Source organism: Limnobaculum zhutongyuii, assembly GCF_004295645.1.
GTDB classification, from domain to species: Bacteria; Pseudomonadota; Gammaproteobacteria; order Enterobacterales; family Enterobacteriaceae; genus Limnobaculum; species Limnobaculum zhutongyuii.
The window spans coordinates 4,050,108-4,072,406 of record NZ_CP034752.1 but is presented as its reverse complement, the minus strand read 5'-3'; the positions used below and the strand labels follow the sequence as shown (position 1 = coordinate 4,072,406).

The following is a 22,299-nucleotide window of genomic DNA, read 5'->3' as shown; positions in this document are numbered from 1 at the left end:
CCCCGCGTTTAGCGCGGGGGATAGTAGATCTTTATGGAGAAGCTTGGTTATTTACGCAACCGAACTTTTTCTACCGCGTGGTTATCCCCTTTTGTCAGAATCAGACTGGCCCTTTCTCTGGTGGGCAGAATATTCTGAATCAGGTTTTTTCCATTAATCTCCAGCCAGATATTGTTGGCAATATTCACGGCCTCCTCTTCTGACAGCTGGGCATAGCTATGGAAGTACGAGTCAGGATCAGAGAACGCACCCTTACGGAATTTAAGGAAGCGATTAACGTACCATTGATGCAGCAATTCTTCTTTAGCATCAACATAAATAGAAAAGTCGACAAAATCGGAAACAAAAACCCGGTGCGGTGACTGAGGATAATCCATCCCGCTCTGCAGTACGTTAAGCCCTTCAAGAATCAGAATATCCGGCTGCTCAATAACCTGAGTTTCGCCCGGCAGAATATCGTAAGTCAGATGTGAATAAACCGGCGCTTCTACCCGTGGTACCCCTGATTTAATATCTGAAACAAAACGCACCAGATTTTGAATATCGTAGGACTGAGGAAATCCCTTTTTCTGCATCATATCCCGTTCACGCAGAATATGGTTAGGGTGCAGAAATCCATCGGTGGTGACTAATTCAACGCGCCGATGTTTCGACCAACGGCTCAACAGCGCCTGTAGTACACGTGCGCTGGTGCTTTTACCCACGGCAACGCTACCGGCAACGCTGATAATGTAAGGAACCCGTTGGTTTTTAATTCCCAGAAACTTCTCCAGTACCGCCTGATTTTGCAGATTACTGTCGATGTAAAAATTTAACAGTCGGGAAAGCGGTAAATAAACCTGAGAAACCTCGTCCAGCGACAGGTCTTCGTTGATCCCTTTCAGGTTAATAATTTCTTGTTCGGTTAACGTCAATGGCTCTGAATCCCTCAGAGCAGCCCATTGTTTACGACTAAATTCCATGTAGGGGCCTAAAGCAAATAGTTGTTGATTGTTATTCATAAACCGTACTCTGTTGGTCAGCATCCTGTGTATTGTTATTGCGTCGTAGCTGCGGGCCGAACAAGGGAATAGTCGACGTGAGGTGACATTATAGACATCTTCAGCCAAATCAGAGTAGTTTTTGTGGCCTAATTGATAATTTCTTTGATCTTTTTGGATGACCCGTCGTGATTGGTGGCGCAAAATGGCGGTGATACGGGCGATAATCGTGAACATTATTTTTAAGGGGCATGATGTGATATCGAATGGGATACAGCTTCGGGTTAAAGGAAAAGTGCAGGGGGTCGGTTTTCGTCCTTATGTATGGCAATTAGCTCATGATTTAGCGTTAACAGGCGATGTCTGTAATGATGCTGAAGGCGTACTGATTCGTCTGGTGATGCCACCAGAAGACATTTATCAGACTTTTTTAACCCAACTTTATCAACGCTGCCCGCCGCTGGCTCATATAGAAAGCATTACTCCTCATTGTTTAAACTGGCAGACGTTACCGATGGATTTCGCCATTCGCAGCAGTGGTGAAGGCCATATGGATACCCAAGTGATACCCGATGCGGCAACCTGTCCCAATTGCCTGAGCGAGCTTTATCATCCTGAAGATCGTCGTTACCACTACCCCTTTATTAACTGCACCCATTGCGGTCCACGCTTTACGATTATTCACAAAATGCCTTATGACCGGCCTAATACGGCAATGGCTGAATTTCCTCTGTGTCCGGCCTGTTTAGTGGAATATGAATCACCGGCAGACCGTCGTTTTCATGCTCAGCCCAATGCCTGTCCGGTTTGTGGTCCTCACATCTGGCTTAGTCGCCAAGGTGATTTATCAGCCACGGGAATAATCGGAGACAATGCGCTGCAACAGGCCGCTGATTTATTATTAAACGGTGGTATTTTGGCCATAAAGGGTTTGGGTGGCTTTCATTTAGCGTGTGATGCCACTAATAGTGATGCCGTTAATAAATTACGTCAGCGTAAACATCGCCCGTCAAAGCCCTTAGCCGTTATGTTGCCCTCAGCACAGTGGCTGAATTATTGTAGTCAGGAACATGATGACGGATTAAAGCAGCTGCTAAAAAGCAGCCCGGCCCCGATTGTTTTGTTGACACAATCTCTGGGTTCCCCTTTAAGTGATGCCATTTGTCCGGGGTTGGATGAAGTGGGGGTGATGCTGCCATCAAATCCTTTGCAGCACCTGTTAATTGGTATGGTTAACCGACCGTTGGTGATGACTTCCGGTAACGCCTCCGGTAAACCTCCGGCGCTGTCAAACCAGCAGGCACTGGATGATTTAGCCGATATTGCTGACCTGTGGTTGATGCATAATCGGGATATTGTGCAGCGGGCAGACGACTCGGTAATACGCTATCACCATGGTAAAGCGGAGATGTTACGGCGTGCCAGAGGCTATGTCCCTGATGCGATTGAGCTACCTCAGGGTTTTGAACATCTATCTCCGATTCTCGCGATGGGCGCCGATCTGAAAAATACCTTCTGCTTGTTAAGGGGTAACTCTGCGGTACTCAGTCAGCATTTGGGCGATCTGGACGATCTGGATATTCAGCAGCAATATCAACAATCACTCAGGTTATTTGAAGATATTTATCATTTTGTACCAGAAGCTATCGTCGTTGATGCCCATCCTGGCTACGTCAGTCACCGCTATGGCAGAGAACTGGCAGCACAATATGGATTGCCGATTATAGAGGTTTTGCATCATCATGCTCATATTGCCTCCTGTCTGGCAGAACATGGCTGGCGAAAAGAACAAGGGCCGGTAATTGGTCTGGCTTTGGATGGTCTGGGATACGGCGAGAATGGACAGCTATGGGGGGGAGAATGTCTGTTGGTTGACTATCAGCATTGCCATCACCTTGGTGGGTTGCCCGCAGTGGCAATGCCAGGAGGTGATAAGGCATCTTCTCAACCGTGGCGTAATCTTTTAGCGCAGTGGCTACGCTTTGTACCTGACTGGCAAAACTATCCCGCAGCGGCAGTGATTCACCGGGAAAACTGGCAGCCATTGGCTATTGCCATTGAGCGAGGGCTAAATTCGCCGCCAGCATCTTCTTGTGGTCGTTTGTTTGATGCGGTTGCTGCAGCGCTGGCAATCTCTTCTTCTGCTATCAGTTGGGAAGGGGAGGCGGCCTGTAAGCTGGAGGCGCTGGCTCGACAATGTTGTCGAACAGCTCATCCGGTAACGATGCCAGTGGTAAATAATCAGTTGGATTTGGCGACATTCTGGCATCAATGGTTGGCATATCAGGCACCAGCGGCAGAGAGAGCCTATGCGTTTCACGACGCATTAGCCCAAGGTTTCGCTACTATGGCTAAGATGTTTGCCCGACAGCATCAGATCGACACCGTTGTGCTGTCCGGAGGTGTTATGCACAATCGATTATTGCGGGAGTTATTGATCCATTATCTGGGAGAAATGCAGGTTATTTGGCCAGAACGTTTGCCAATGGGGGATGGTGGATTATCTCTTGGACAGGCGATTATTGCGGCAGCCCGTTAATAAGCGTCTATCATTGATCTGTTATTGGAAACTGGCGACACACATAATACGTGTCGATATCAGTTAAGGGTTGCTATGAAATTATTAACGTTACTTTCCGCCACGGCAATTATTTGGCTTGGCGTGCTGTGTCCGGCATATGCACAACATGATGAACAGCAAATGACCTATACCGGTCAAATTGGTAAATCTCCAGTGGTCATTGAGCTGGTTACTTCTGAATCGAATGAAGTAACAGGGCGCTATTTTTATCTACGCTATCGTAAAGATATCGCTCTGACGGGAACCCTATCAGAAGGTGGTAGTCTTGAGCTATATGAAAATGAACGGGTGACAGGCAAGCAAAAAGCGCCGAGGTTGATGTTAACGCCAACGCCTGAAGGGGGACTTAGCGGTCAGTGGCATGGCGATAAAGCAAAAACTATTGATGTATCACTGCTGCCAGCAATTGTTCCTGTAGGCCAAAAACAAACGCTAACGCCTTATCAGAACGAATTGAGCAAGGATAATCTCTATGACTATTTGCGCCTGCTGAATATGCCTTTGAAGGCAGAGAATGAACAGGAGTTCATGGGATATCGTATTCGCTGGTGGAAAGAACCTGGTTCAGGCATTCGAATGTTTGAACTGGTATCTGGTTATCCTCAGGATCAGATGGCCCAGGTGAATGTAAGGTTGAGAGATCGGTTGTGGCGTGAAGTTGTTGATTATCATGGGTGTATGTTGGGAGGATTATCAGGTAGTTCCGGACAGGCAGACTTTAATCAATCGGTAAAACCAACCTATTTTTCCCCTTTGGTGATTAGCGCATCGGTATTTACTGATTACTATTGTGGTGGTGCCCATCCAGACTTTGCTGATTCACCAATCAATTTGGATATGAAGAGTGGTAAGGAACTGGCGCTTGAAGATGTCATCTGGCTCGGAAAAGGTAAGCCAATTTATTACAACGAGCAGGGTGGCGATGATGCAAGTTTTGAAACATTCTCCGCTTATCGAAGCACAGTTTTTGCCCCCTGGATTGTAGAACAAATGCGTAAGCTTCATCCATCTCAAATGAAAAAGAGTGATGAATGTGATTACAGTACGGTTGAATACTGGTCATTTGTTAACTGGCATTTTACGCCGAAGGGGATCTATTTTAGCCCATCATTTCCCCGAGTTGCTCGGGCATGTGAATATCCGGACTGGTCAGTACTGCCTTACTCTGTGATCAAAACACATGCCGGCAGTTTTAACATTACGAATTAATCAAAACGGTGCGGTACTGAACGGATATCCGTAGGTATAACCGCATCGCATTGATATCTACTCTAATTTAACAACACTTTAATTCACTTGTTTTTTATATGGTTTATTCAAATTGTTAATGTTCAAAGTTAAATAATAAAAAATAAATTCATTTTATATGAAACACCCTTTTGATTGTTTATTAATCAAATATGTTATCAAAATATTAATGTCCATAAAAAAATTCCGGTTTTTATTTATTCTATTTAAATCCACATAAAAAGTGTTCCTTTATGAGTGGTTAGAATAGTTTTATATCACTTATAACTGTGTGGTTATTTTATTGTTTTATAAGAGTTAATGATCATTATTTAATCAAAAATCACATTTTATTTCTTTAGTTAATTGTTTTAATTGAATTAATTCTATTGTTAATTAATTGTAAATAAAATATCTCTATATATTTGACGGGTGTGGATAGTGCGTCTAGCATTACATTTAGAATAACCATCAAAAGTGTCGTTGCAATTCATTTGATAGGGTTAGTCAGTAAGCAACATAACATTGTTATTCATAAGTATTATCTCCGAAGCCTTTGGGAAAGCTTTCAGGGGGAGGGATGACTTATATCTGAAATCCGAAATACTAAGTCTTATTTGCGGAATTCAAGGAGTGTTTAAATTGCTTATAAAAACGGCTAATAAAAGCCGGAGGTACTCCTCATGTCCTCAGAAAAATCATTATTACAAAAATCTTTATATCTCACTGGAAATTCTCTTTTAATGTTAACTCTTTCTGCCTGTGGTGGCGGAGGAGGAGGCGGTGGTGGTGGCGGTAATGACGGCGTTGGCGGAACTTCTACTCCAACTACACCTCCCGCAGAAACGACTGCTCCGGTTATCTCAGCGACAGAACCATTTACTCGCGATACCTACAACCAGAATTTGTTTATTACTCATGCCGCAGAAGCTCGTATGGCGGGATATACCGGTGCCGGAGTGATTGTCGGTTTGGTTGATAGTGGGGTATTAACTTCCAATCTGGCACTTCAGGGCAAAATCGCTCAATCATTAACTTATGTTGACCCAAGTACTAACGATACCAGCGTGGGCGATGTCCGTGGTCATGGTACCTCCGTAGCGCAAACTTTAGCAGGGCAGCGGGTCGGACCGTTCTCCGGTGGTACTGCGCCAGGGGTTACTATCGTCAGTGGCCGCATTATTTCTGATACCTCCAGTTCCGCAGGCAGTAAGGGGTACTCTTTAGCCAAAGTGAATTATGATATGGCGAATGCGGGCGCTAAAATTCTGAATAACTCATGGAGTATGCCTGACTGGTCGGTGACTGATACATCAACCACCAACAGCTATGTTAATGCTTATCAATACTTTGTGGTTTCTCATGGTGGATTAGTTGTATTTGCCAGCGGTAATGACAGCGATATTACGCCAACCAAAATTGCCTCTTTACCAACCATTGCTAATTCAGCTGCCTTAGAGAAGGGATGGTTGGTGGTTAGCGCCGTTAATGTGAACCGGCCTGATGAGCTTTCGGCTTATGCGAATGCCTGTGGTATCAGCATGAATTATTGTCTGGTGGCTCCGGGCACGGTATCGGTTCTGAGTCAAAATGCAGAAACTGGTGCGCTAAGCAATTCACTGGTTTCTGGTACATCATTTGCCACTCCTCAAGTAACCGGTGCTGCTGCGATGGTATGGCAAGCATTCCCCTATTTTACCAATGATTTAGTTCGCCAGACTCTGCTGGGAACCGCAACCGATATTGGTGCTCCTGGCGTGGATGCCACCTTTGGTTACGGCATGCTAAATGTTGATGCCGCAGTACGTGGTCCGGCGAAGTTTGACTGGGGTGATGTCAGCGTTTCATTCAGTGGCTATAGCTCAACCTGGGGTAACTCAATTAGCGGAACCGGTGGCCTGATTAAGAATGGCACCGGTACTTTGATACTTGGAAAAGATGCGACCTATACCGGTTTAACTCAAGTATTAGGTGGTACGCTGGCTTCCGATAATGGATTGGTTTCTGCGGTAAACGTTGGCCCATCCGGTACGCTGGATGTCCATCGTGTTGGCGGTAACGTTAACAATCAGGGCAACGTAGTATTACGTAATGGTCAAACCAACTTTAACAGCAATTATACCCAAACTGCTGATGGCCATTTAGCGCTGGTATTAGGCTCCACACTGAATGTTCAGGGAACTGCATCTCTGGCTGGCGATCTTCATGTACTGGCGGTTCCGCAGGGGTATGTCACCACAACTCAGCGTCAGGATGTGTTAACCGCTCAGGGGGGCGTAACCGGAAAATTTGCTACTTTCACTAAGGCATCCGGTGTTTTTCTGGATGCAACACCAGATTACAGTAACAATCAGGTTTGGTTGGATATCCAACGAGTACAGGCCACGAATGTCGCCGGTGTGGAATACAATGCGGCAGCAACTTCAGGTGCCACCCGGGTTGAGCAGGCATTTACTCAGTTAGATCAGCAACTGGCTAATTCACCAACTCCGGCTGATGCCAAAATGTCTGAATTCCTGAATGGTGCGGCCAGCCTGCAACAGTCACCGAATGCTCAGGCGGCTCAAGCCTCACTGGAGAGCCTGTCCGGACAACTACCCGCCGCGACTATGGCTATGACCATGCAGGCGGTTAACGTTAATAACCGTCAGGTTTCTGACCATATTGCTCAGCTAATGGATTCCCCAAGAAGTAACGCCTGGACCGGCAATATTAATTATCAAAGCAACCTGAACAGCACCGGTTTCTCTGGTGTTAATTACAACATGAACGGCTGGGTGATGGGACAGGATGTTTTTCTGGATAAAAACACCTTTATCGGTAGTTCACTTACCCGCAGTAATACCTATGGTAGCTTGAGCCGTGGCTCAGAAAACAGTAGCGGTACCGTGGGTGAAGCCTCTTTGTATGGTGGTAAGATCTTTGACTCTTACTATGTCACCGGGCGTATTGCATCCGGCTATTACGATGGGCAACAAAAACGGACCCTGTTATTGGGTAATCAGACTGCGCGTGTTAACAGCGATCAAAGCGGTAATTATTTCACACTGGGTAGTGAAATGGGTTATCGCATGAAGAAAGAGGGCTGGCAGTTTACCCCTTATGTTGATACGCAATATATCAGCCTGAAACAGGATGCTTTTAAGGAAACCGGTGCTTCTGGTTTTGGTTTACAGGCTAACTCGCAAACTACCACCCGCTGGCAGGCTGGTGTAGGTGCCCGGGCTGGCTACAGTTGGGATATGGGAAATAAAGGTAAAGTTAACCTGACCGCCCAGACTCACTATCAGCGGGCTATCGCCCAGGATAACGGCAGTTACAATGCCAGCTTTACCGGTGTGAACCAATACATGCCGCTGGATGGTGTTCCACTATCTCGCGATGTGATGATGGTTGGTAGCGGTCTGGAGTGGGAGTTCTCGGATAACATGGCGCTGAACATGATGTATGAGCAGTATTTTGCTGATAATCAGCAGTCGAATATGGTGAATATGAATGTTAGTGTCAGGTTTTGATTTTGGTCTTTGTTTTCAACAAAGCCAATCGTCGGGAGAGACGGGCGTGGGGGGCGACTTGGCGTGAGCCAACGAAGTGCCCGTAGCCCGGCTAGGCCCGACGCACTCTGTGGCTGAGTACAGATGCCCTTCCGGCCTTACACTGTAGGCCATATAGGTACATCGCCACCACGGCCGGAATACCCACAATCGCCAATTTTAAAACTAAAACCTTTCCCCTATACGAAAAAAGCGCCCCCGACAGGGGCGCTTCTTAACAACATGTATCACTACAGTCAAACGGGGTATGCCACTTACAGCATAAACACCCCAATCACCGCAATCACACTCAGCACGGTCGCCAGACCGTAAAACACCAGCTTGCCCGCAGGTACATGCCACTTCAGGTCATGCGTCATATGGTGCATACGGTGTAAGCCACACCATATCGGCAGGATTATCATCAGCAGTAAAAACACACGGCCAATAAAGCCCTGACAGAACGCCAGAATGCGCGGATAACTCAGCGCCTCCGGTGCCCAGCCCAGCGGAAGAATTATCGCCACCAGTAATATAATCACCGGCGCAATAATCGCTCCCCACATACCGCCCGCACCAAACAGGCCCCAGAATACCGGCTCGTCAGAGCGCTTCGGATTTTGTTCAATCATGTCAGTCGACTCCTTAAATCAGTGCCACGGCCAGAATTATCAGGCTCGCCACAATCGTTACGCCCCAGAAGAACATCACAATCGGCTTCGCGCTCAGCTTCTCTGTGCCCACCACAATGTTCGCCGCTTTCGGTGCCAGGTCAAACCAGGTCTTGGTATGAACCAGCGCCATAATCAGCGTAATGATATTAATCACCATCACCACCGGGTTGGCTAAAAAGCCCACAAAGCCATACCAGCTCTCCGGACTTCTCAGGGCAAACACACCGAAAATCAGCACCAGACTGAACCACACGGCAGGTACCGCCGTGCTCTCACGGAACATATAAAACTTATAAAACCCGAGTCTCTTCCACCAGTCAGCTTTCACCTCGCGGACATAGGGTTTACGTTTGGTCATCATAATAGTATCCCTCTCCCTTTATTGAGGTTTCAGCATGGCAATCATAAAGTCTTTCGAACTTTCCACCTTGCCCTGCTGAATAGCCGCAGCCGGGTCAACGTGTTTCGGACAGACTTCAGAACAGTAACCGACGAAGGTACAACTCCATACGCCATTCTTGCCGTTAAGCTGTGGCATACGGGCCGCTTTACCCTTATCACGTGTATCCAGGTTGTAACGGTGTCCCAGGGTAATCACTGCCGGACCAATAAATTCCGGGTTCAGACCAAACTGAGGACAGGCGGCATAACACAGACCGCAGTTGATACAACCGGAAAACTGATGGTATTTCTCCATCTGTGCCGGCATCTGAATGGTCGGACCGTTCTCCGGCTTCAGACTGTCATTAATGATATAAGGCTTAATGGCTTCCAGACTCTCAATAAAGTGAGTCATGTCCACCACCAGGTCGCGCTCAATCGGGAAGTTACCCAGCGCTTCCACCTTCAGACCATCGGTGTAGTCCCGCAGGAAGGTTTTACAGGCCAGTTTAGGCACCTTGTTCACCATCATGCCGCACGAACCACAAATCGCCATCCGGCAGGACCAGCGGTAAGACAGGTCCGGAGCCAGGTTGTCCTTAATATAGCCCAGAGCATCCAGCAGGGAAGTGGACGCATCATAAGGCACATCATACGCCTCGAAGTGGGGTTCACTGTCGCGCTCCGGGTTATAGCGCATGACTTCAACTTTGAGGGTTTTCATCTCAGACATTCGCCTGCTCCTTCTTTAATGCCTCTTCTTTAGCCTGGGCTTCCGCCTCGGCACCGTATACACGTTTGGCCGGCGGGAGGGTGGTAATTTTCACATCACTGTACTCAATGCGCGGGGTGGTGCTGTCCGGGCTGTAGAAGGCCAGTGAATGTTTCAGGAAGTTCACATCATCACGCTCGGTACAGCCTTCATCCAGACGCTGGTGCGCGCCACGGGATTCACGACGTAACAGCGCCGAGTGAGCCATACAGTCAGCCACATCCAGACCATGACCCAGCTCAATGGTGTACAGCAGGTCAGTGTTGAATACGCTGCTGCGGTCAGTAATGCTGACGCGCTTGAAGCGGTCTTTCAGTTCAGCAATCTTATCGACGGTCTTCTGCATTAACTCTTCGGTACGGTAGATACCGCAACCTTCTTCCATGCTCAGGCCCATCTCATCACGGATTTTCGACCAGTTCTCGGTGCCTTCCTGCTTGAGCAGGGCATGCAGACGGCCTTCAATGTCCGCCACCTGTGCATCCAGCGCGCTGCTGTTAGCCGGTGCGGCAGATTTGGCACGCTCAATGGCATGTTCACCGGCCACACGACCGAATACCACCAGCTCTGCCAGAGAGTTAGAGCCCAGACGGTTAGCACCGTGCATGCCCACAGAGGAACATTCGCCCACGGCAAACAGACCAGCCAGACGGGTTTCACACTGCTGGTTGGTCTCAATCCCACCCATGGTGTAGTGCGCAGTAGGACGAACCGGAATAGGCTCTTTCACCGGGTCAACGCCGACATAGGCTTTGGAGAGTTCACAGATGAACGGCAGACGCTCAAGCAGCTTCTTCTCACCCAGATGACGCAGGTCCAGATAGACCACATCGCCGCGCGGAGTAGGAATGGTACGACCGGCGCGCCATTCATGCCAGAAGGCCTGGGAAACTTTGTCACGCGGACCCAGCTCCATGTATTTGTTTTCAGGTTTGCCCAGCGGAGTCTCAGGACCCATGCCGTAATCCTGCAGATAACGGTAACCGTCTTTGTTGACCAGAATACCGCCTTCACCACGACAACCTTCGGTCATCAGGATACCGGAGCCCGGCAGGCCGGTCGGGTGATACTGAACGAATTCCATATCACGTAGCGGAACGCCGTGACGGAACGCCATACCCATACCGTCACCGGTCACGATACCGCCGTTGGTGTTGTAACGGTAAACGCGTCCGGCACCACCGGTGGCCATCACCACGGCATTGGCACGGATTTGAATCAGGGTGCCTTCCATCATGTTCATGGCGACTAAACCACGGACATGACCTTCATCAGAGAGCAGGTCGAGAACGAAGTGTTCATCAAAACGCTTGATGTTAGGGTATTTGAGGGAGGTCTGGAAAAGGGTGTGAAGCATATGGAAGCCGGTTTTATCGGCGGCAAACCAGGTACGCTCAACTTTCATGCCGCCGAAGCGACGGACGTTGACGGAGCCATCATCTTTACGGCTCCACGGGCATCCCCACTGTTCCATCTGCACCATTTCACGTGGGCTGTTTTCCACGAAGTACTGAACGACGTCCTGCTCACAGAGCCAGTCTCCACCGGCGACGGTGTCGTGGAAGTGAGATTCGAAGCTGTCTTCAGGCTTGATAACGGCAGCGGACCCGCCTTCGGCGGCCACGGTGTGGCTGCGCATGGGGTAGACTTTAGAAATCAGCGCAATGGTACTGTTGGGATTCGCTTCGGCAGCGGCAATGGCTGCACGAAGACCGCCACCACCTGCACCGATGATAGCAATGTCTGCGTTAAAGGTTTGCACTGCATTCCTCCAAATGTTCCAGTTTAATGGATGGGTTAAAGTTTTCTTATTGTGTGTGTAGCAACAGATTAGTTATATGAACCGGCATATTATAGCCGAGCTGGCGAGCTTAATATGGCATTTGCATCACTCTTTTGTTGTATGAGTGACAAAATATTTGTGCATTTGCCATATTAAGTATGTGCTTTATTATTTTAATTGATTTAATTTCCAATGGGATATTTAGGTGATTACCATAAACCTAATACTTTCCACCACATTGATCCCACCCCAATCCAGATAATTAAATTTACTACCGAGAACAAAAATCCTATTTTCCACCAGGTACTAAGGTCAACATATCCGGCTCCATAATAGATAGGACCTGGTGCTCCGCTATAGTGTGTTATTGGCAGACAGATATTGGCGGTGAAGGCGAGTGCTAACGCCACAAGATAAGGTGGCGCACCGGCGGCAACTGCCACGGCAATAAATGCCGCATACATTGCGGAAATATGCGCCGTCAGGCTGGCAAAAGCGTAGTGTGAATACATATAGATAATGACCAGTAAAAATAGGGTCGTTATCCATGAGTAGCCGCTCATTGAATGGCTGGCCGCATCGGCGAACCAGGGAATAAATCCTTTGGCTGATAATTGTGCTGCTAGTCCAACCAGACTGCCCATCCAGATTAAGGTATCCTAGGCGCCGGTTTCTTTGATGACATTATCCTAGGTCAGTACCTGCGTCATTAACAGGAAAGAGACTGCCAGCATGGCTACCGTTGTGGCGCTTAAACCGTTCCAGCCGGAAGTACACCACAGAAAAAGAGAGAGTAAGAAAACTGCGGCCAGAATTTTTTCGTGAGTGGTGATGGCCCCCATCTTTTTAAGTTCTTCACTGGCGATTATTTTTGCCTGCGGGATCTTCTTTAATTCTGGTGGATAAACCAGATACATCAGCCACGGAATGGTAATAAAGGCAATAATTCCCGGTACACAGGCTGCCAGCGCCCAGGTTCCCCAGGTAATTTCCACACCGATAGTTTTCGCTGCCAGTTCCACGATCATCGGGTTACCCGCCATAGCGGTCAGGAACATGGCGCAAACCACGGATTCAGTCTGATAAATAACTTGCAGGAAATAAGCTCCTGCTTTACGGCTGGTTGGTCCGGGTTCGGAATCCAGTGCAGAAGCAAGGCTACGGGCTATCGGAAAGATAATTCCTCCAGCTCGCGCCGCGCTGGATGGCGTTGCCGGAGCCAGAATCAGATCGCTTAATGCCAGCGCATAGCCCACTTTTAAGGTGCTGTCACCGATGGCTCTGAGGATCATATAGGCAATACGGCGGCCTAAACCAGTTTTGATAAATCCTCTGGCAAACAGGAAAGCAGCAACAATCAGCCAGATAGCGCCTGAACTAAAACCTGATAAGGCTTCAGAGAGCTTTAGCGTATCGGTTAGTACAATGGCGGTGATACCAATAAAGGCAACTGCACCAACCGGCACAGGTTGAAGAATGAATCCGATGATGATGGCAACCATTAAGGCAAACAGGTGCCACGCCTGAGGTGTTAATCCTTCTGGTACCGGAATAAACCAGATAGCTATCCCAATCAGAATTGTCACCAGCCCTTTTATTAAATTATTGGACATATGACCTCCATGCAGGGGGTATTACTGACCGTACAGATAAAATAATTGTTTGATCTCTCTTTGTTTTTATCTGTTTTCTGGCGCAATAATAACCACCCCGCTTATTGTTATTTTTGTTCAGGTATTGGTATGGGATACCAATGACAGAAGCCGAAGTTAGCTTCTGTTCCCATGCATTACTTCGCCATCGGGCGTTTAGCTAACACGCGATCGACGAAGGTGGTTGCCAGTCCGATGTAGTTATGTGGATTCAGCATTTGCTTGATTTCATCAGTAGTGAAGTGCTGCATGACTTCCGGATGGGCGAGCAGGGCATCCTGCATGGCAATGTCTTTTTCGAAGGCATCCATACAGATGGTGTAGACAATTTCATGGGCGGTTAAGCGGCCCATTTTAGTGCCCAGATGCATCATCACTGACTCTGACAGCATCAGACCTTTCAGGCAGTTAAGGTTCTTCTCCATTTTTTCCGGATAGACCATCAGGTTTTCCAGAATATCTACGCTCTTCTCTAATGCGGCATCCAACAGATGACAGGCTCTTTGCACGAAATCCCATTCGGCGATTTCACAGCTCCAGTCACGCTCGTTTTCACAGTTCATGGCCTCAACCGCCAATGGTGCCAGCGCACGTACGCTACGGGTCAGGGCGATAACGTTTTCACAAACCTGTGGGTTACGCTTATGTGGCATGGTGCTGCTGCCTACTTTTCCCATAAAGAATGGCTCTTCCAGCTCGCCAATTTCAGTACGTTGCAAGGTAAGAACTTCACGGGTGATTTTACCGATGGTGCTGGCAACTAATGCCAGTACGTTGATAAATTCGGCAATGTTGTCCCGTGCTGAGTGCCAGGCAATATCCGGTGCATTTAGCTTCAGCTCTTTCATCATTAATTCTTGTACTTTCAGCCCTTCAGTCTCTAAAGAGGCTAAAGTGCCTACTGCACCAGAGAACTGACCAACAAACAGGCGTGGCGTGATCTCATTCAGACGGGTAACGTGGCGAGAGAGCTCGGATGCCCAAACGGCGGCTTTAAAGCCCATGGTAATTGGGAGTGCATGTTGCACATGGGTGCGACCTGCCATTACCACATGCTTATATTTTTCCGCCAGTACATAGCAGGCCGATTCACACTGTTGTACTTTTTTTAGCAATACCGCATGAGCTTCACGAATTTGCAGAACCAGACCGGTATCCACAATATCCTGACTGGTTGCTCCCCAGTGCACGAATTCCCCGGCGTTATTATCCAGAACGTTTTTAAACGCTTTTAGCAACGGAACGATGGTGATTGAGCTTTTATAGAATTCGCCAATGGAAGGAATATCCAGCAGGTCAGCATTGGCTTTGCTGCAAATTTCTTTCATGGCTTCCTGTGGGATGATTCCCAGCGTACCTTCCGCTTTTGCCAGTGCGGCTTCGGTATCCAGCCATTTCTGAACCAGATTCTTATCGCTGAAAATAGTACGCATCTCTTGAGTGCTGAAAAGAGGACCAAAAACCTGACTATCGATAACGGTAGAGTTCATGTTTTATCTCCAGTTTAACGTTAAACTAAAAAGGGAAAAATAATCAGGAAGTGGGTCATCAGCATTTTTAGATCTGGCTTATAAGGTTTAAGTCAGCGCTGAAGTACCTATTCCTGAGTAGTTTGTTAAATTCACTTTAACGTTAAACTTGTGCGTTAATTATTTCCATACAAAAATTGTGGTTTGTGAGCTGAGTTACAAATAAAAATTTTTTATGTTATAAAACAATGCATTATAAAATGACTAAATTATGCGTGTGACGGGTGAAGCCGTTAGTGTTATTCCGTATACTGTTTTCCCGGTTAAATTGTGATTTTTTGTTAAAGGTTGGACATGAGCGAAAAGCGTAGCAGTCGGATTACGGTAAAGGACATAGCAAAGATTGTTGGAGTATCAGCTACCGCTGTTTCAATGGCCTTAAATAATCGGGGAGCATTAACCGATAGCCGCAGAGAAGAAATTAAAAGAGTCGCGGCTGAATTAGGTTATGTACCGAATGCCGGGGCCCGTTCTCTGCGCGGTAGTCACACGCGTTCATTTGGTGTGGTAATTAACTATTTTAATAACCCATTCTTCCATGATTTCTTTATGGGTCTGGAAGATGTGACGAATAAAATCGATTTTTCTTACTGGGTTTCCCAAACCTGGGACGATCTGGAACAGGAGCAAAAGCAGGTAAGAAAGCTGGCGCAGCTTGGTGTGGATGGGCTGATTGTACTTCCCTGTTCCAAAGAGATCTCCCATCTGACAGAGATGACTTCTCGTTTTAATATCCCTCTGGTGTTAATCAGTCACTCTCTGGAACAGCATTTTCCGGCGGTGGTTGCAGATAATATTGTCGGGGCCAGAATGGCAACCGAACACTTGCTGTCGCTGAAAGACCGGCCGGTATTACATATTGCCGGACCGGTGGAAGCTAAGTCGGGTATTCAGGAGCGATATCAGGGTTATTGTCAGGCAATGGAAGCGGCTGTTCCTGATTTTGATGCGCAGCGTAGCGTGTTTTATGTTGAGCGATTACGTGCTGAAGATAGTTATGAAATAATGTCGGAAATTTTGAAATATTATTCATTACCGCTGTCATTATTTGTAGTGAATGATGAAACTGCTTTAGGGGTATTAAATTATTGCCATAATAATAAGTTAAGAGTACCTGAGGATATTTCTGTAGTCGGTTTTTCTGATATTGATTTATTGGAGAGTTTGAATATTTCTCTATCTACAGTGGCTATTCCACGTCGTGAAATGGGGCAATATGCAGCACATAAATTATTATCTAAAATAGATTTGCCTCATCAAAATAAACCGTGTTTAGGTGAAAATGAAATAATAACGACACTACCCGTATCGTTGATTATCAGAGATTCTTCACGTATCCGATAATATTATTATTTGCGAAATGATTCCTATTTGAAAATTAATTATTTAATTGATTTTAATATATATTTATATTTTGTTACTTATTGGTTTTTTCTATTCTGACCCCTCCTGATCAATATCAAAAATTTTGAATGTTGCCCTGCGTATAATCAAATGTGGTTATATAAAATAAGTTAATGTTACAAATTATTAATTCATTGTTAATTTTGTGTTCATAGCATGCATTTGCTGAATCGTTTTTAGTCACATATCAATGAAAAATTGGACCTATGTTCCACGGTGTTTGATAAAGATCAAACGAGGTTTGTTTCATAGGCCTAACATTTGTCCACTAAATTCGTATAAATGAACAATGTCGTTAGTCACCGTAAAGGAATAATTATAATGATAGAAGACAACCCTCTTCTTCCTTCCCACGGTATTAATCGCCGTGATTTTATGAAGCTGTGTACAGCACTGGCCGCGACTATGGGCCTGAGTGCTAATGCAGCCGCTGAAATTGCGGAATCGGTTAGTAACCCTCAACGCCCACCTGTTATCTGGATCGGGGCGCAAGAGTGTACGGGATGTACGGAATCGTTGCTGCGTGCGACTCACCCTACCGTTGAGAACCTGATACTGGAAACCATTTCACTTGAGTATCATGAAGTGCTTTCCGCTGCTTTCGGTCATCAGGTTGAAGAAAACAAGCACAATGCCATTGAGAAATATAAAGGGCAGTACGTACTGGTCGTTGATGGTTCTATTCCATTAAAAGATGACGGCATCTACTGTATGGTGGCTGGTGAACCAATTATCGACCATATTCGTAAAGCGGCTGAGCATGCTGCGGCGATTATTGCGATTGGCTCATGTGCGGCATGGGGTGGTGTAGCGGCGGCTGGTGTTAACCCGACAGGTGCTGTAGGCCTGCAAGAAATCCTTCCGGGTAAAACCGTCATTAATATTCCTGGTTGTCCACCAAACCCACATAACTTCCTGGCAACCGTTGCTCATATCATTACTTTTGGTAAAGCACCAAAACTGGATGCTAAAAACCGTCCTACTTTTGCCTATGGTCGTCTGATTCACGAACATTGCGAACGCCGTCCACATTTCGATGCTGGCCGCTTTGCGAAAGAGTTTGGTGATGATGGCCACCGCGAAGGCTGGTGTCTGTATCATTTAGGCTGTAAAGGCCCTGAAACTTACGGTAACTGCTCAACGCTACAATTCTGTGATGTTGGTGGTGTATGGCCTGTTGCTATTGGTCACCCTTGTTATGGTTGTAACGAAGAAGGGGTTGGCTTCCATAAAGGAATCCATCAACTGGCCAGCGTTGAAAATCCAACGCCGCGCTATGCGAAACCAGATGTCGATAACCGTGAAGGTGGAAGTGTTTCACCAACGGCGGTCGGCTTGATTGGTGGTATAGCTGGTCTGGTTGCCGGGGTAAGCGTGATGGCGGTTCGTGAACTTGGACGTCAGCAAAAGAAAGACGATACTGACTCACGGGGAGAATAACCGTGAATAGACGCAATTTCCTTAAAATAGCTTCAGGTGGTGCGCTGCTGGCGGGTGGTACGTCTACCTGTCTTGCGGCTGCTGAGAATAAACCACCTATTCCGGGTTCTCTGGGGATGTTATATGACTCAACACTTTGTGTGGGCTGTCAGGCCTGTGTGACAAAGTGTCAGGACATTAACCATCCACAGCGAAATCCTGTTGGCAACCAAACCTGGTCAAATAACGATAAGCTGTCCCCTTACACCAATAACATCATTCAGGTGTGGAGTAGTGGTACTGGCGAGCATAAAGATCAGGAAGTAGACGGTTACGCCTACATCAAGAAGCAGTGTATGCACTGTGTTGATCCAAACTGCGTTTCAGTTTGTCCGGTATCTGCGCTGAAGAAGGATCCGAAGACCGGTATCGTTCATTACGACGCTGATATTTGTACCGGCTGCCGTTACTGCATGGTGGGTTGCCCGTATAACATTCCTAAGTATGACTATAACAACCCATTTGGTGAGTTACACAAGTGTGAGCTGTGTAATCAGAAAGGTGTTGAACGTCTGGATAAAGGCGGTTTACCGGGTTGTGTGGAAGTTTGCCCTGCTGGTGCCGTGATTTTTGGTACGCGCGAAGAGCTGATGGCGGAAGCCAAGAAGCGTCTGGCGCTGAAAGCGGGTGATGAATATCACTATCCTCGTCAGACATTAACCAGTAACGACCCGTATATCCATACGGTTCCGAATTACTATCCTCATCTGTATGGTGAAAAAGAGGGTGGTGGTACTCAGGTGTTAGTGCTGACTGGTGTTCCTTTTAAAAACCTTGATTTACCAGAAGTTGCAGAGCTCTCTACCGGTGCACGTTCTGAAAATATTCAGCATACGGTTTATAAAGGCATGATGTTGCCGCTGGCCGTTTTAGCGGGCTTAACCGTGTTGGTTCGTCGTAATACTAAAAACGACCATCACGAAGAAGGAGATGACAATGAGCACACATCATAAGCCAACGCCGCTGGGCGGCAAACTCGTCAGCTGGCCGATTATCGTATTCGGGCCGTTGGTTGTGCTGTGCTTAATTTTTGTGGTTAAGCGTTTAGTCTTTGGACTGGGCTCGGTATCCGATCTGAACGGCGGTTATCCGTGGGGTATCTGGATCGCCTTTGACCTGTTAATCGGCACTGGTTTTGCCTGTGGTGGCTGGGCGTTAGCCTGGGCGGTATATGTCTTTAATAAAGGCGAATACCATCCTCTGGTTCGTCCTGCGCTGTTAGCCAGTCTGTTTGGTTACTCTCTGGGTGGTTTGTCGATTACCATCGACGTAGGCCGTTACTGGAACTTACCGTACTTCTACATCCCGGGTTATTTCAACGTAAACTCGGTATTGTTTGAAACGGCGGTATGTATGACCATCTATATTGGCGTCATGGCGTTAGAGTTTGCACCGGCACTGTTTGAGCGCATGGGATGGAAAGTTTCCCTGAAGCGCCTGAATAAAGCGATGTTCTTTATTATCGCGCTGGGTGCATTACTGCCAACCATGCACCAATCATCCATGGGTTCTCTGATGATTGCCGCAGGTCATAAAGTTCACCCAATTTGGCAAAGCTATGAAATGCTACCACTTTACTCATTGCTGACCGCGTTCATTATGGGATTCTCGATAGTGATATTCGAAGGATCGCTGGTGCAGGCGGGGCTGAGAGGTAAAGGGCAGGATGAGAAAGATATGTTCAGGAAGCTGATGGGTATCATTAGCGTATTCCTGCTGCTCTTCCTGGTATTGCGTTTCGGTGAGTTGGTGTACAGAGATAAGCTGTCTTATATCTTTGCCGGTGACTTCTATGCGCTGATGTTCTGGATTGAAATCGCATTGCTGCTATTCCCACTGGTGGTCTTCCGTTTCCGTAAATGGGCTAACGATTCTCGTATGCTGTTTATTGGTGCCGTCAGTATGTTGTTGGGTTGTGCTATGTGGCGTATGTCTTACTCCCTGGTAGCGTTTAATCCAGGTGGTGGTTACCACTATTTCCCAACCTGGGAAGAACTGTTAATTTCAATTGGCTTTGTGAGTATCGAGATATGTGCCTATATCTTGCTGATTCGTCTACTGCCGATTATTCCTTCTTTAAAAAATCTTCATAAGAATCAAGAGGCTAGTAAAGCATGAGCCAACGTATCACTATTGACCCGGTAACTCGTATCGAAGGTCACTTGCGCATTGATTGCGAAATTGAAAATGGAAAGGTCTCCAAAGCGTGGGCGTCAGGTACTATGTGGCGTGGCATGGAGGAGATCGTAAAGGGTAACGATCCGCGTGATGCATGGATGATTGTTCAGCGTATCTGTGGCGTGTGTACCACTACTCATGCTATTGCATCCGTTCGTTCTGTTGAAAGTGCATTGAATCTGGATATTCCGGTAAACGCACAATACATTCGTAACCTGATACTGGCTGCGCACATGACGCACGACCATATCGTGCACTTCTATCAGCTTTCAGCGTTAGACTGGGTGGATATCACCTCTGCACTACAAGCCGATCCAGCTAAAGCTGCGGCCTTATTGAAAGGTGTTTCCAGCTGGCATCTGAATAGTGAAGAAGAGTTCACTAAAGTTCAGAACAAAATTAAAGATCTGGTAGCCAGCGGCCAGTTGGGTATTTTTGCCAACGGCTACTGGGGTCACCCGGCGATGAAATTACCGCCAGAGGTGAACCTGATTGCTGTTGCTCACTATTTGCAGGCGCTTGAATGTCAGCGTGACGCTAACCGTGTGGTAGCATTACTGGGTGGTAAAACACCTCACATTCAAAACCTGGCAGTTGGTGGGGTCGCTAACCCAATCAATCTGGATGGCTTAGGCGTACTGAACCTTGAACGTCTGATGTACATTAAATCTTTCATTGACCGCTTAAATGACTTCGTACAACAAGTGTACAAAGTAGATACGGCAGTGATTGCAGCGTTCTACCCTGAGTGGCTGGAATTGGGCAAAGGGGCGGTAAACTACCTGAGTACCCCTGAATTCCCGACCGATAGCAAGAATGGTAGCTTCGTATTCCCGGGTGGTTACATCTCTAACAGTGATTTATCAACTTATCGTCCGATTACCTCTCAATCAGATGAGTTCCTGATTAAAGGTATTCAGGAAAGCGCTAAACACGCCTGGTATAAAGATGAAGAGCCACAGGCTCCGTGGGAAGGAACAACGATTCCTAACTACAGCACCTGGGATGAGAACGGCAAATACTCATGGGTTAAGTCACCAACCTTCTACGGTAAAACGACTGAAGTGGGTCCATTAGCCAATATGCTGTGTAAACTGGCTGCTAACCATGAACCAACCAAGAAGCATCTGAATGATATCGTGGGTATTTATACCGCATTAACCGGTAAAACCATTGAAGTTGCTCAGCTGCATTCAACACTGGGACGTATTGTTGGCCGTACTGTACACGCATGTACTCTGCAAGATTTGTTACAAAATCAGTATAAATCACTGATTGAAAACATCGGCAAAGGGGACCATGTTGCCTATGTGAAACCAAATATTCCGGCAACCGGCACCTTCAAGGGCGTAGGCTTTGCGGAAGTTTCACGCGGAATGTTATCCCACTGGATCGTCATCAAAGATGGCAAAATTGAGAACTATCAGGCAGTGGTTCCATCTACCTGGAACTCTGGTCCACGTAACTTCAATGATGACGTTGGGCCATATGAGCAGTCTCTGGTAGGTACTCCGATTGCCGATCCGGCGAAACCATTAGAAGTTGTACGTACCATTCACTCCTTCGACCCATGTATGGCTTGTGCGGTACACGTGGTTGACGCGGATGGTAATGAAGTCACAAAAGTTAAGGTTCTTTAATGCGGATATTAGTTTTAGGCGTTGGTAATGTTCTTTTAACCGACGAAGCGATAGGCGTACGTGTTGTTGAAGCACTGGAGCAAAACTACGTCCTGCCCGACTACGTAGAAGTTCTGGACGGCGGAACCGCCGGAATGGAACTGCTGGAAGCAATGGCAAACCGCGATCATCTGATCATTGCCGATGCTATTGTTTCCAAGAAGCGCACGCCGGGCACCATTATGATTTTGCGTGATGAAGAAGTGCCAACGCTGTTTACTAATAAGATTTCTCCGCATCAGTTAGGTTTGGCCGACGTTCTGTCGGCCCTCCGCTTTACCGGGGAATTCCCCGGTAAACTGACTCTGGTTGGTGTTATTCCTGAATCTCTGGAACCGCACATTGGCATGACCGCAACGGTTGAAGCCATGGTTGAACCAGCGTTACAAGAAGTGATAGCGGCCTTGCGCTCATCTGGTGTAGAAGTTCTACCCAAGGAGAAATAAG

15 protein-coding genes and 1 pseudogene are annotated in these 22,299 nt (G+C 47.0%); 9 read left to right on the top strand and 7 right to left on the bottom strand.

The window, feature by feature from the left end:
* Positions 1-47 precede the first annotated feature (47 nt).
* Positions 48-1,001 (bottom strand): type I pantothenate kinase, encoded by a 954-nt coding sequence (gene coaA, locus EKN56_RS18160; RefSeq protein ID WP_130593087.1) that lies wholly within the window; start codon positions 999-1,001, stop codon positions 48-50.
* A gap of 235 nt (positions 1,002-1,236) precedes the next feature.
* On the opposite strand from coaA, the gene hypF reads away from it, so the two are divergent.
* The 3 genes from hypF (at position 1,237) to EKN56_RS18145 (ending at position 8,303) form a co-directional block, all read left to right on the top strand.
* On the top strand, positions 1,237-3,519 hold the full coding sequence (gene hypF / locus EKN56_RS18155) for a carbamoyltransferase HypF (RefSeq protein WP_130593775.1): 2,283 nt from the start codon (positions 1,237-1,239) through the stop codon (positions 3,517-3,519).
* Positions 3,520-3,594: 75 nt separating this feature from the next.
* A complete protein-coding gene (locus EKN56_RS18150) occupies positions 3,595-4,770 on the top strand; it encodes a hypothetical protein (RefSeq protein ID WP_130593086.1) in 1,176 nt (391 codons plus the stop codon).
* 761 nt (positions 4,771-5,531) lie between these two features.
* Positions 5,532-8,303, top strand: coding sequence for an autotransporter serine protease (locus EKN56_RS18145; RefSeq protein ID WP_246019883.1), 2,772 nt, complete (start codon positions 5,532-5,534; stop codon positions 8,301-8,303).
* 293 nt (positions 8,304-8,596) lie between these two features.
* Here EKN56_RS18145 and frdD read toward each other — a convergent pair whose 3' ends face one another.
* The 6 genes and pseudogenes from frdD to purB all read right to left on the bottom strand — a co-directional run bounded on the left by frdD (position 8,597) and on the right by purB (position 15,073).
* Positions 8,597-8,953 carry a fumarate reductase subunit FrdD gene (gene frdD / locus EKN56_RS18140; protein WP_168189576.1) on the bottom strand — a complete coding sequence of 119 codons (357 nt, stop codon included), beginning with the start codon at positions 8,951-8,953 and terminating at the stop codon, positions 8,597-8,599.
* A 13-nt stretch (positions 8,954-8,966) separates the two neighbouring features.
* Positions 8,967-9,356, bottom strand: a complete 390-nt coding sequence (frdC, locus tag EKN56_RS18135; protein ID WP_130590195.1) for a fumarate reductase subunit FrdC — start codon at positions 9,354-9,356, stop codon at positions 8,967-8,969.
* Positions 9,357-9,374: 18 nt separating this feature from the next.
* Positions 9,375-10,109 carry a succinate dehydrogenase/fumarate reductase iron-sulfur subunit gene (locus EKN56_RS18130; protein WP_130590196.1) on the bottom strand — a complete coding sequence of 245 codons (735 nt, stop codon included), beginning with the start codon at positions 10,107-10,109 and terminating at the stop codon, positions 9,375-9,377.
* On the bottom strand, positions 10,102-11,910 hold the full coding sequence (frdA, locus tag EKN56_RS18125) for a fumarate reductase (quinol) flavoprotein subunit (protein ID WP_130590197.1): 1,809 nt from the start codon (positions 11,908-11,910) through the stop codon (positions 10,102-10,104). The genes EKN56_RS18130 and frdA overlap by 8 nt, the downstream gene beginning before the upstream one ends.
* A gap of 230 nt (positions 11,911-12,140) precedes the next feature.
* Positions 12,141-13,544: pseudogene (locus EKN56_RS18120) on the bottom strand (anion permease).
* A gap of 176 nt (positions 13,545-13,720) precedes the next feature.
* Positions 13,721-15,073 (bottom strand): adenylosuccinate lyase, encoded by a 1,353-nt coding sequence (gene purB / locus EKN56_RS18115; protein WP_130593084.1) that lies wholly within the window; start codon positions 15,071-15,073, stop codon positions 13,721-13,723.
* 333 nt (positions 15,074-15,406) lie between these two features.
* On the opposite strand from purB, the gene EKN56_RS18110 reads away from it, so the two are divergent.
* The 6 genes from EKN56_RS18110 to EKN56_RS18085 all read left to right on the top strand — a co-directional run bounded on the left by EKN56_RS18110 (position 15,407) and on the right by EKN56_RS18085 (position 22,298).
* The gene (locus EKN56_RS18110; protein ID WP_130593083.1) at positions 15,407-16,456 is read left to right on the top strand and encodes a LacI family DNA-binding transcriptional regulator; all 1,050 of its coding nucleotides are present in this window, start codon (positions 15,407-15,409) and stop codon (positions 16,454-16,456) included.
* 381 nt (positions 16,457-16,837) lie between these two features.
* Positions 16,838-17,956 (top strand): hydrogenase 2 small subunit, encoded by a 1,119-nt coding sequence (hybO, locus tag EKN56_RS18105; RefSeq protein ID WP_130593082.1) that lies wholly within the window; start codon positions 16,838-16,840, stop codon positions 17,954-17,956.
* A gap of 2 nt (positions 17,957-17,958) precedes the next feature.
* On the top strand, positions 17,959-18,948 hold the full coding sequence (gene hybA, locus EKN56_RS18100; RefSeq protein WP_130593081.1) for a hydrogenase 2 operon protein HybA: 990 nt from the start codon (positions 17,959-17,961) through the stop codon (positions 18,946-18,948).
* A complete protein-coding gene (hybB, locus tag EKN56_RS18095) occupies positions 18,932-20,113 on the top strand; it encodes a Ni/Fe-hydrogenase cytochrome b subunit (protein ID WP_130593080.1) in 1,182 nt (393 codons plus the stop codon). The genes hybA and hybB overlap by 17 nt, the downstream gene beginning before the upstream one ends.
* Positions 20,110-21,813: a hydrogenase 2 large subunit gene (gene hybC, locus EKN56_RS18090; RefSeq protein ID WP_130593079.1), complete on the top strand. Its 1,704-nt coding sequence runs from the start codon at positions 20,110-20,112 to the stop codon at positions 21,811-21,813. Before hybB ends, hybC begins: the two co-directional genes overlap by 4 nt.
* Entirely contained in the window at positions 21,813-22,298 is a 486-nt protein-coding gene (locus tag EKN56_RS18085) for a HyaD/HybD family hydrogenase maturation endopeptidase (protein ID WP_130593078.1), read from the top strand. Before hybC ends, EKN56_RS18085 begins: the two co-directional genes overlap by 1 nt.
* The last annotated feature ends 1 nt before the right edge of the window (position 22,299 follow it).

Bases quoted from the DNA above. Each gene is read 5' to 3' on its own strand.
- coaA (WP_130593087.1), bottom strand. From the start codon at position 1,001: ATGAATAACAATCAACAACTATTTGCTTTAGGCCCCTACATGGAATTT.
- EKN56_RS18150 (WP_130593086.1), top strand. From the start codon at position 3,595: ATGAAATTATTAACGTTACTTTCCGCCACGGCAATTATTTGGCTTGGC.
- EKN56_RS18145 (WP_246019883.1), top strand. From the start codon at position 5,532: ATGTTAACTCTTTCTGCCTGTGGTGGCGGAGGAGGAGGCGGTGGTGGT.
- frdD (WP_168189576.1), bottom strand. From the start codon at position 8,953: ATGATTGAACAAAATCCGAAGCGCTCTGACGAGCCGGTATTCTGGGGC.
- frdC (WP_130590195.1), bottom strand. From the start codon at position 9,356: ATGATGACCAAACGTAAACCCTATGTCCGCGAGGTGAAAGCTGACTGG.
- EKN56_RS18130 (WP_130590196.1), bottom strand. From the start codon at position 10,109: ATGTCTGAGATGAAAACCCTCAAAGTTGAAGTCATGCGCTATAACCCG.
- purB (WP_130593084.1), bottom strand. From the start codon at position 15,073: ATGAACTCTACCGTTATCGATAGTCAGGTTTTTGGTCCTCTTTTCAGC.
- EKN56_RS18110 (WP_130593083.1), top strand. From the start codon at position 15,407: ATGAGCGAAAAGCGTAGCAGTCGGATTACGGTAAAGGACATAGCAAAG.
- hybO (WP_130593082.1), top strand. From the start codon at position 16,838: ATGATAGAAGACAACCCTCTTCTTCCTTCCCACGGTATTAATCGCCGT.
- hybB (WP_130593080.1), top strand. From the start codon at position 18,932: ATGAGCACACATCATAAGCCAACGCCGCTGGGCGGCAAACTCGTCAGC.
- hybC (WP_130593079.1), top strand. From the start codon at position 20,110: ATGAGCCAACGTATCACTATTGACCCGGTAACTCGTATCGAAGGTCAC.
- EKN56_RS18085 (WP_130593078.1), top strand. From the start codon at position 21,813: ATGCGGATATTAGTTTTAGGCGTTGGTAATGTTCTTTTAACCGACGAA.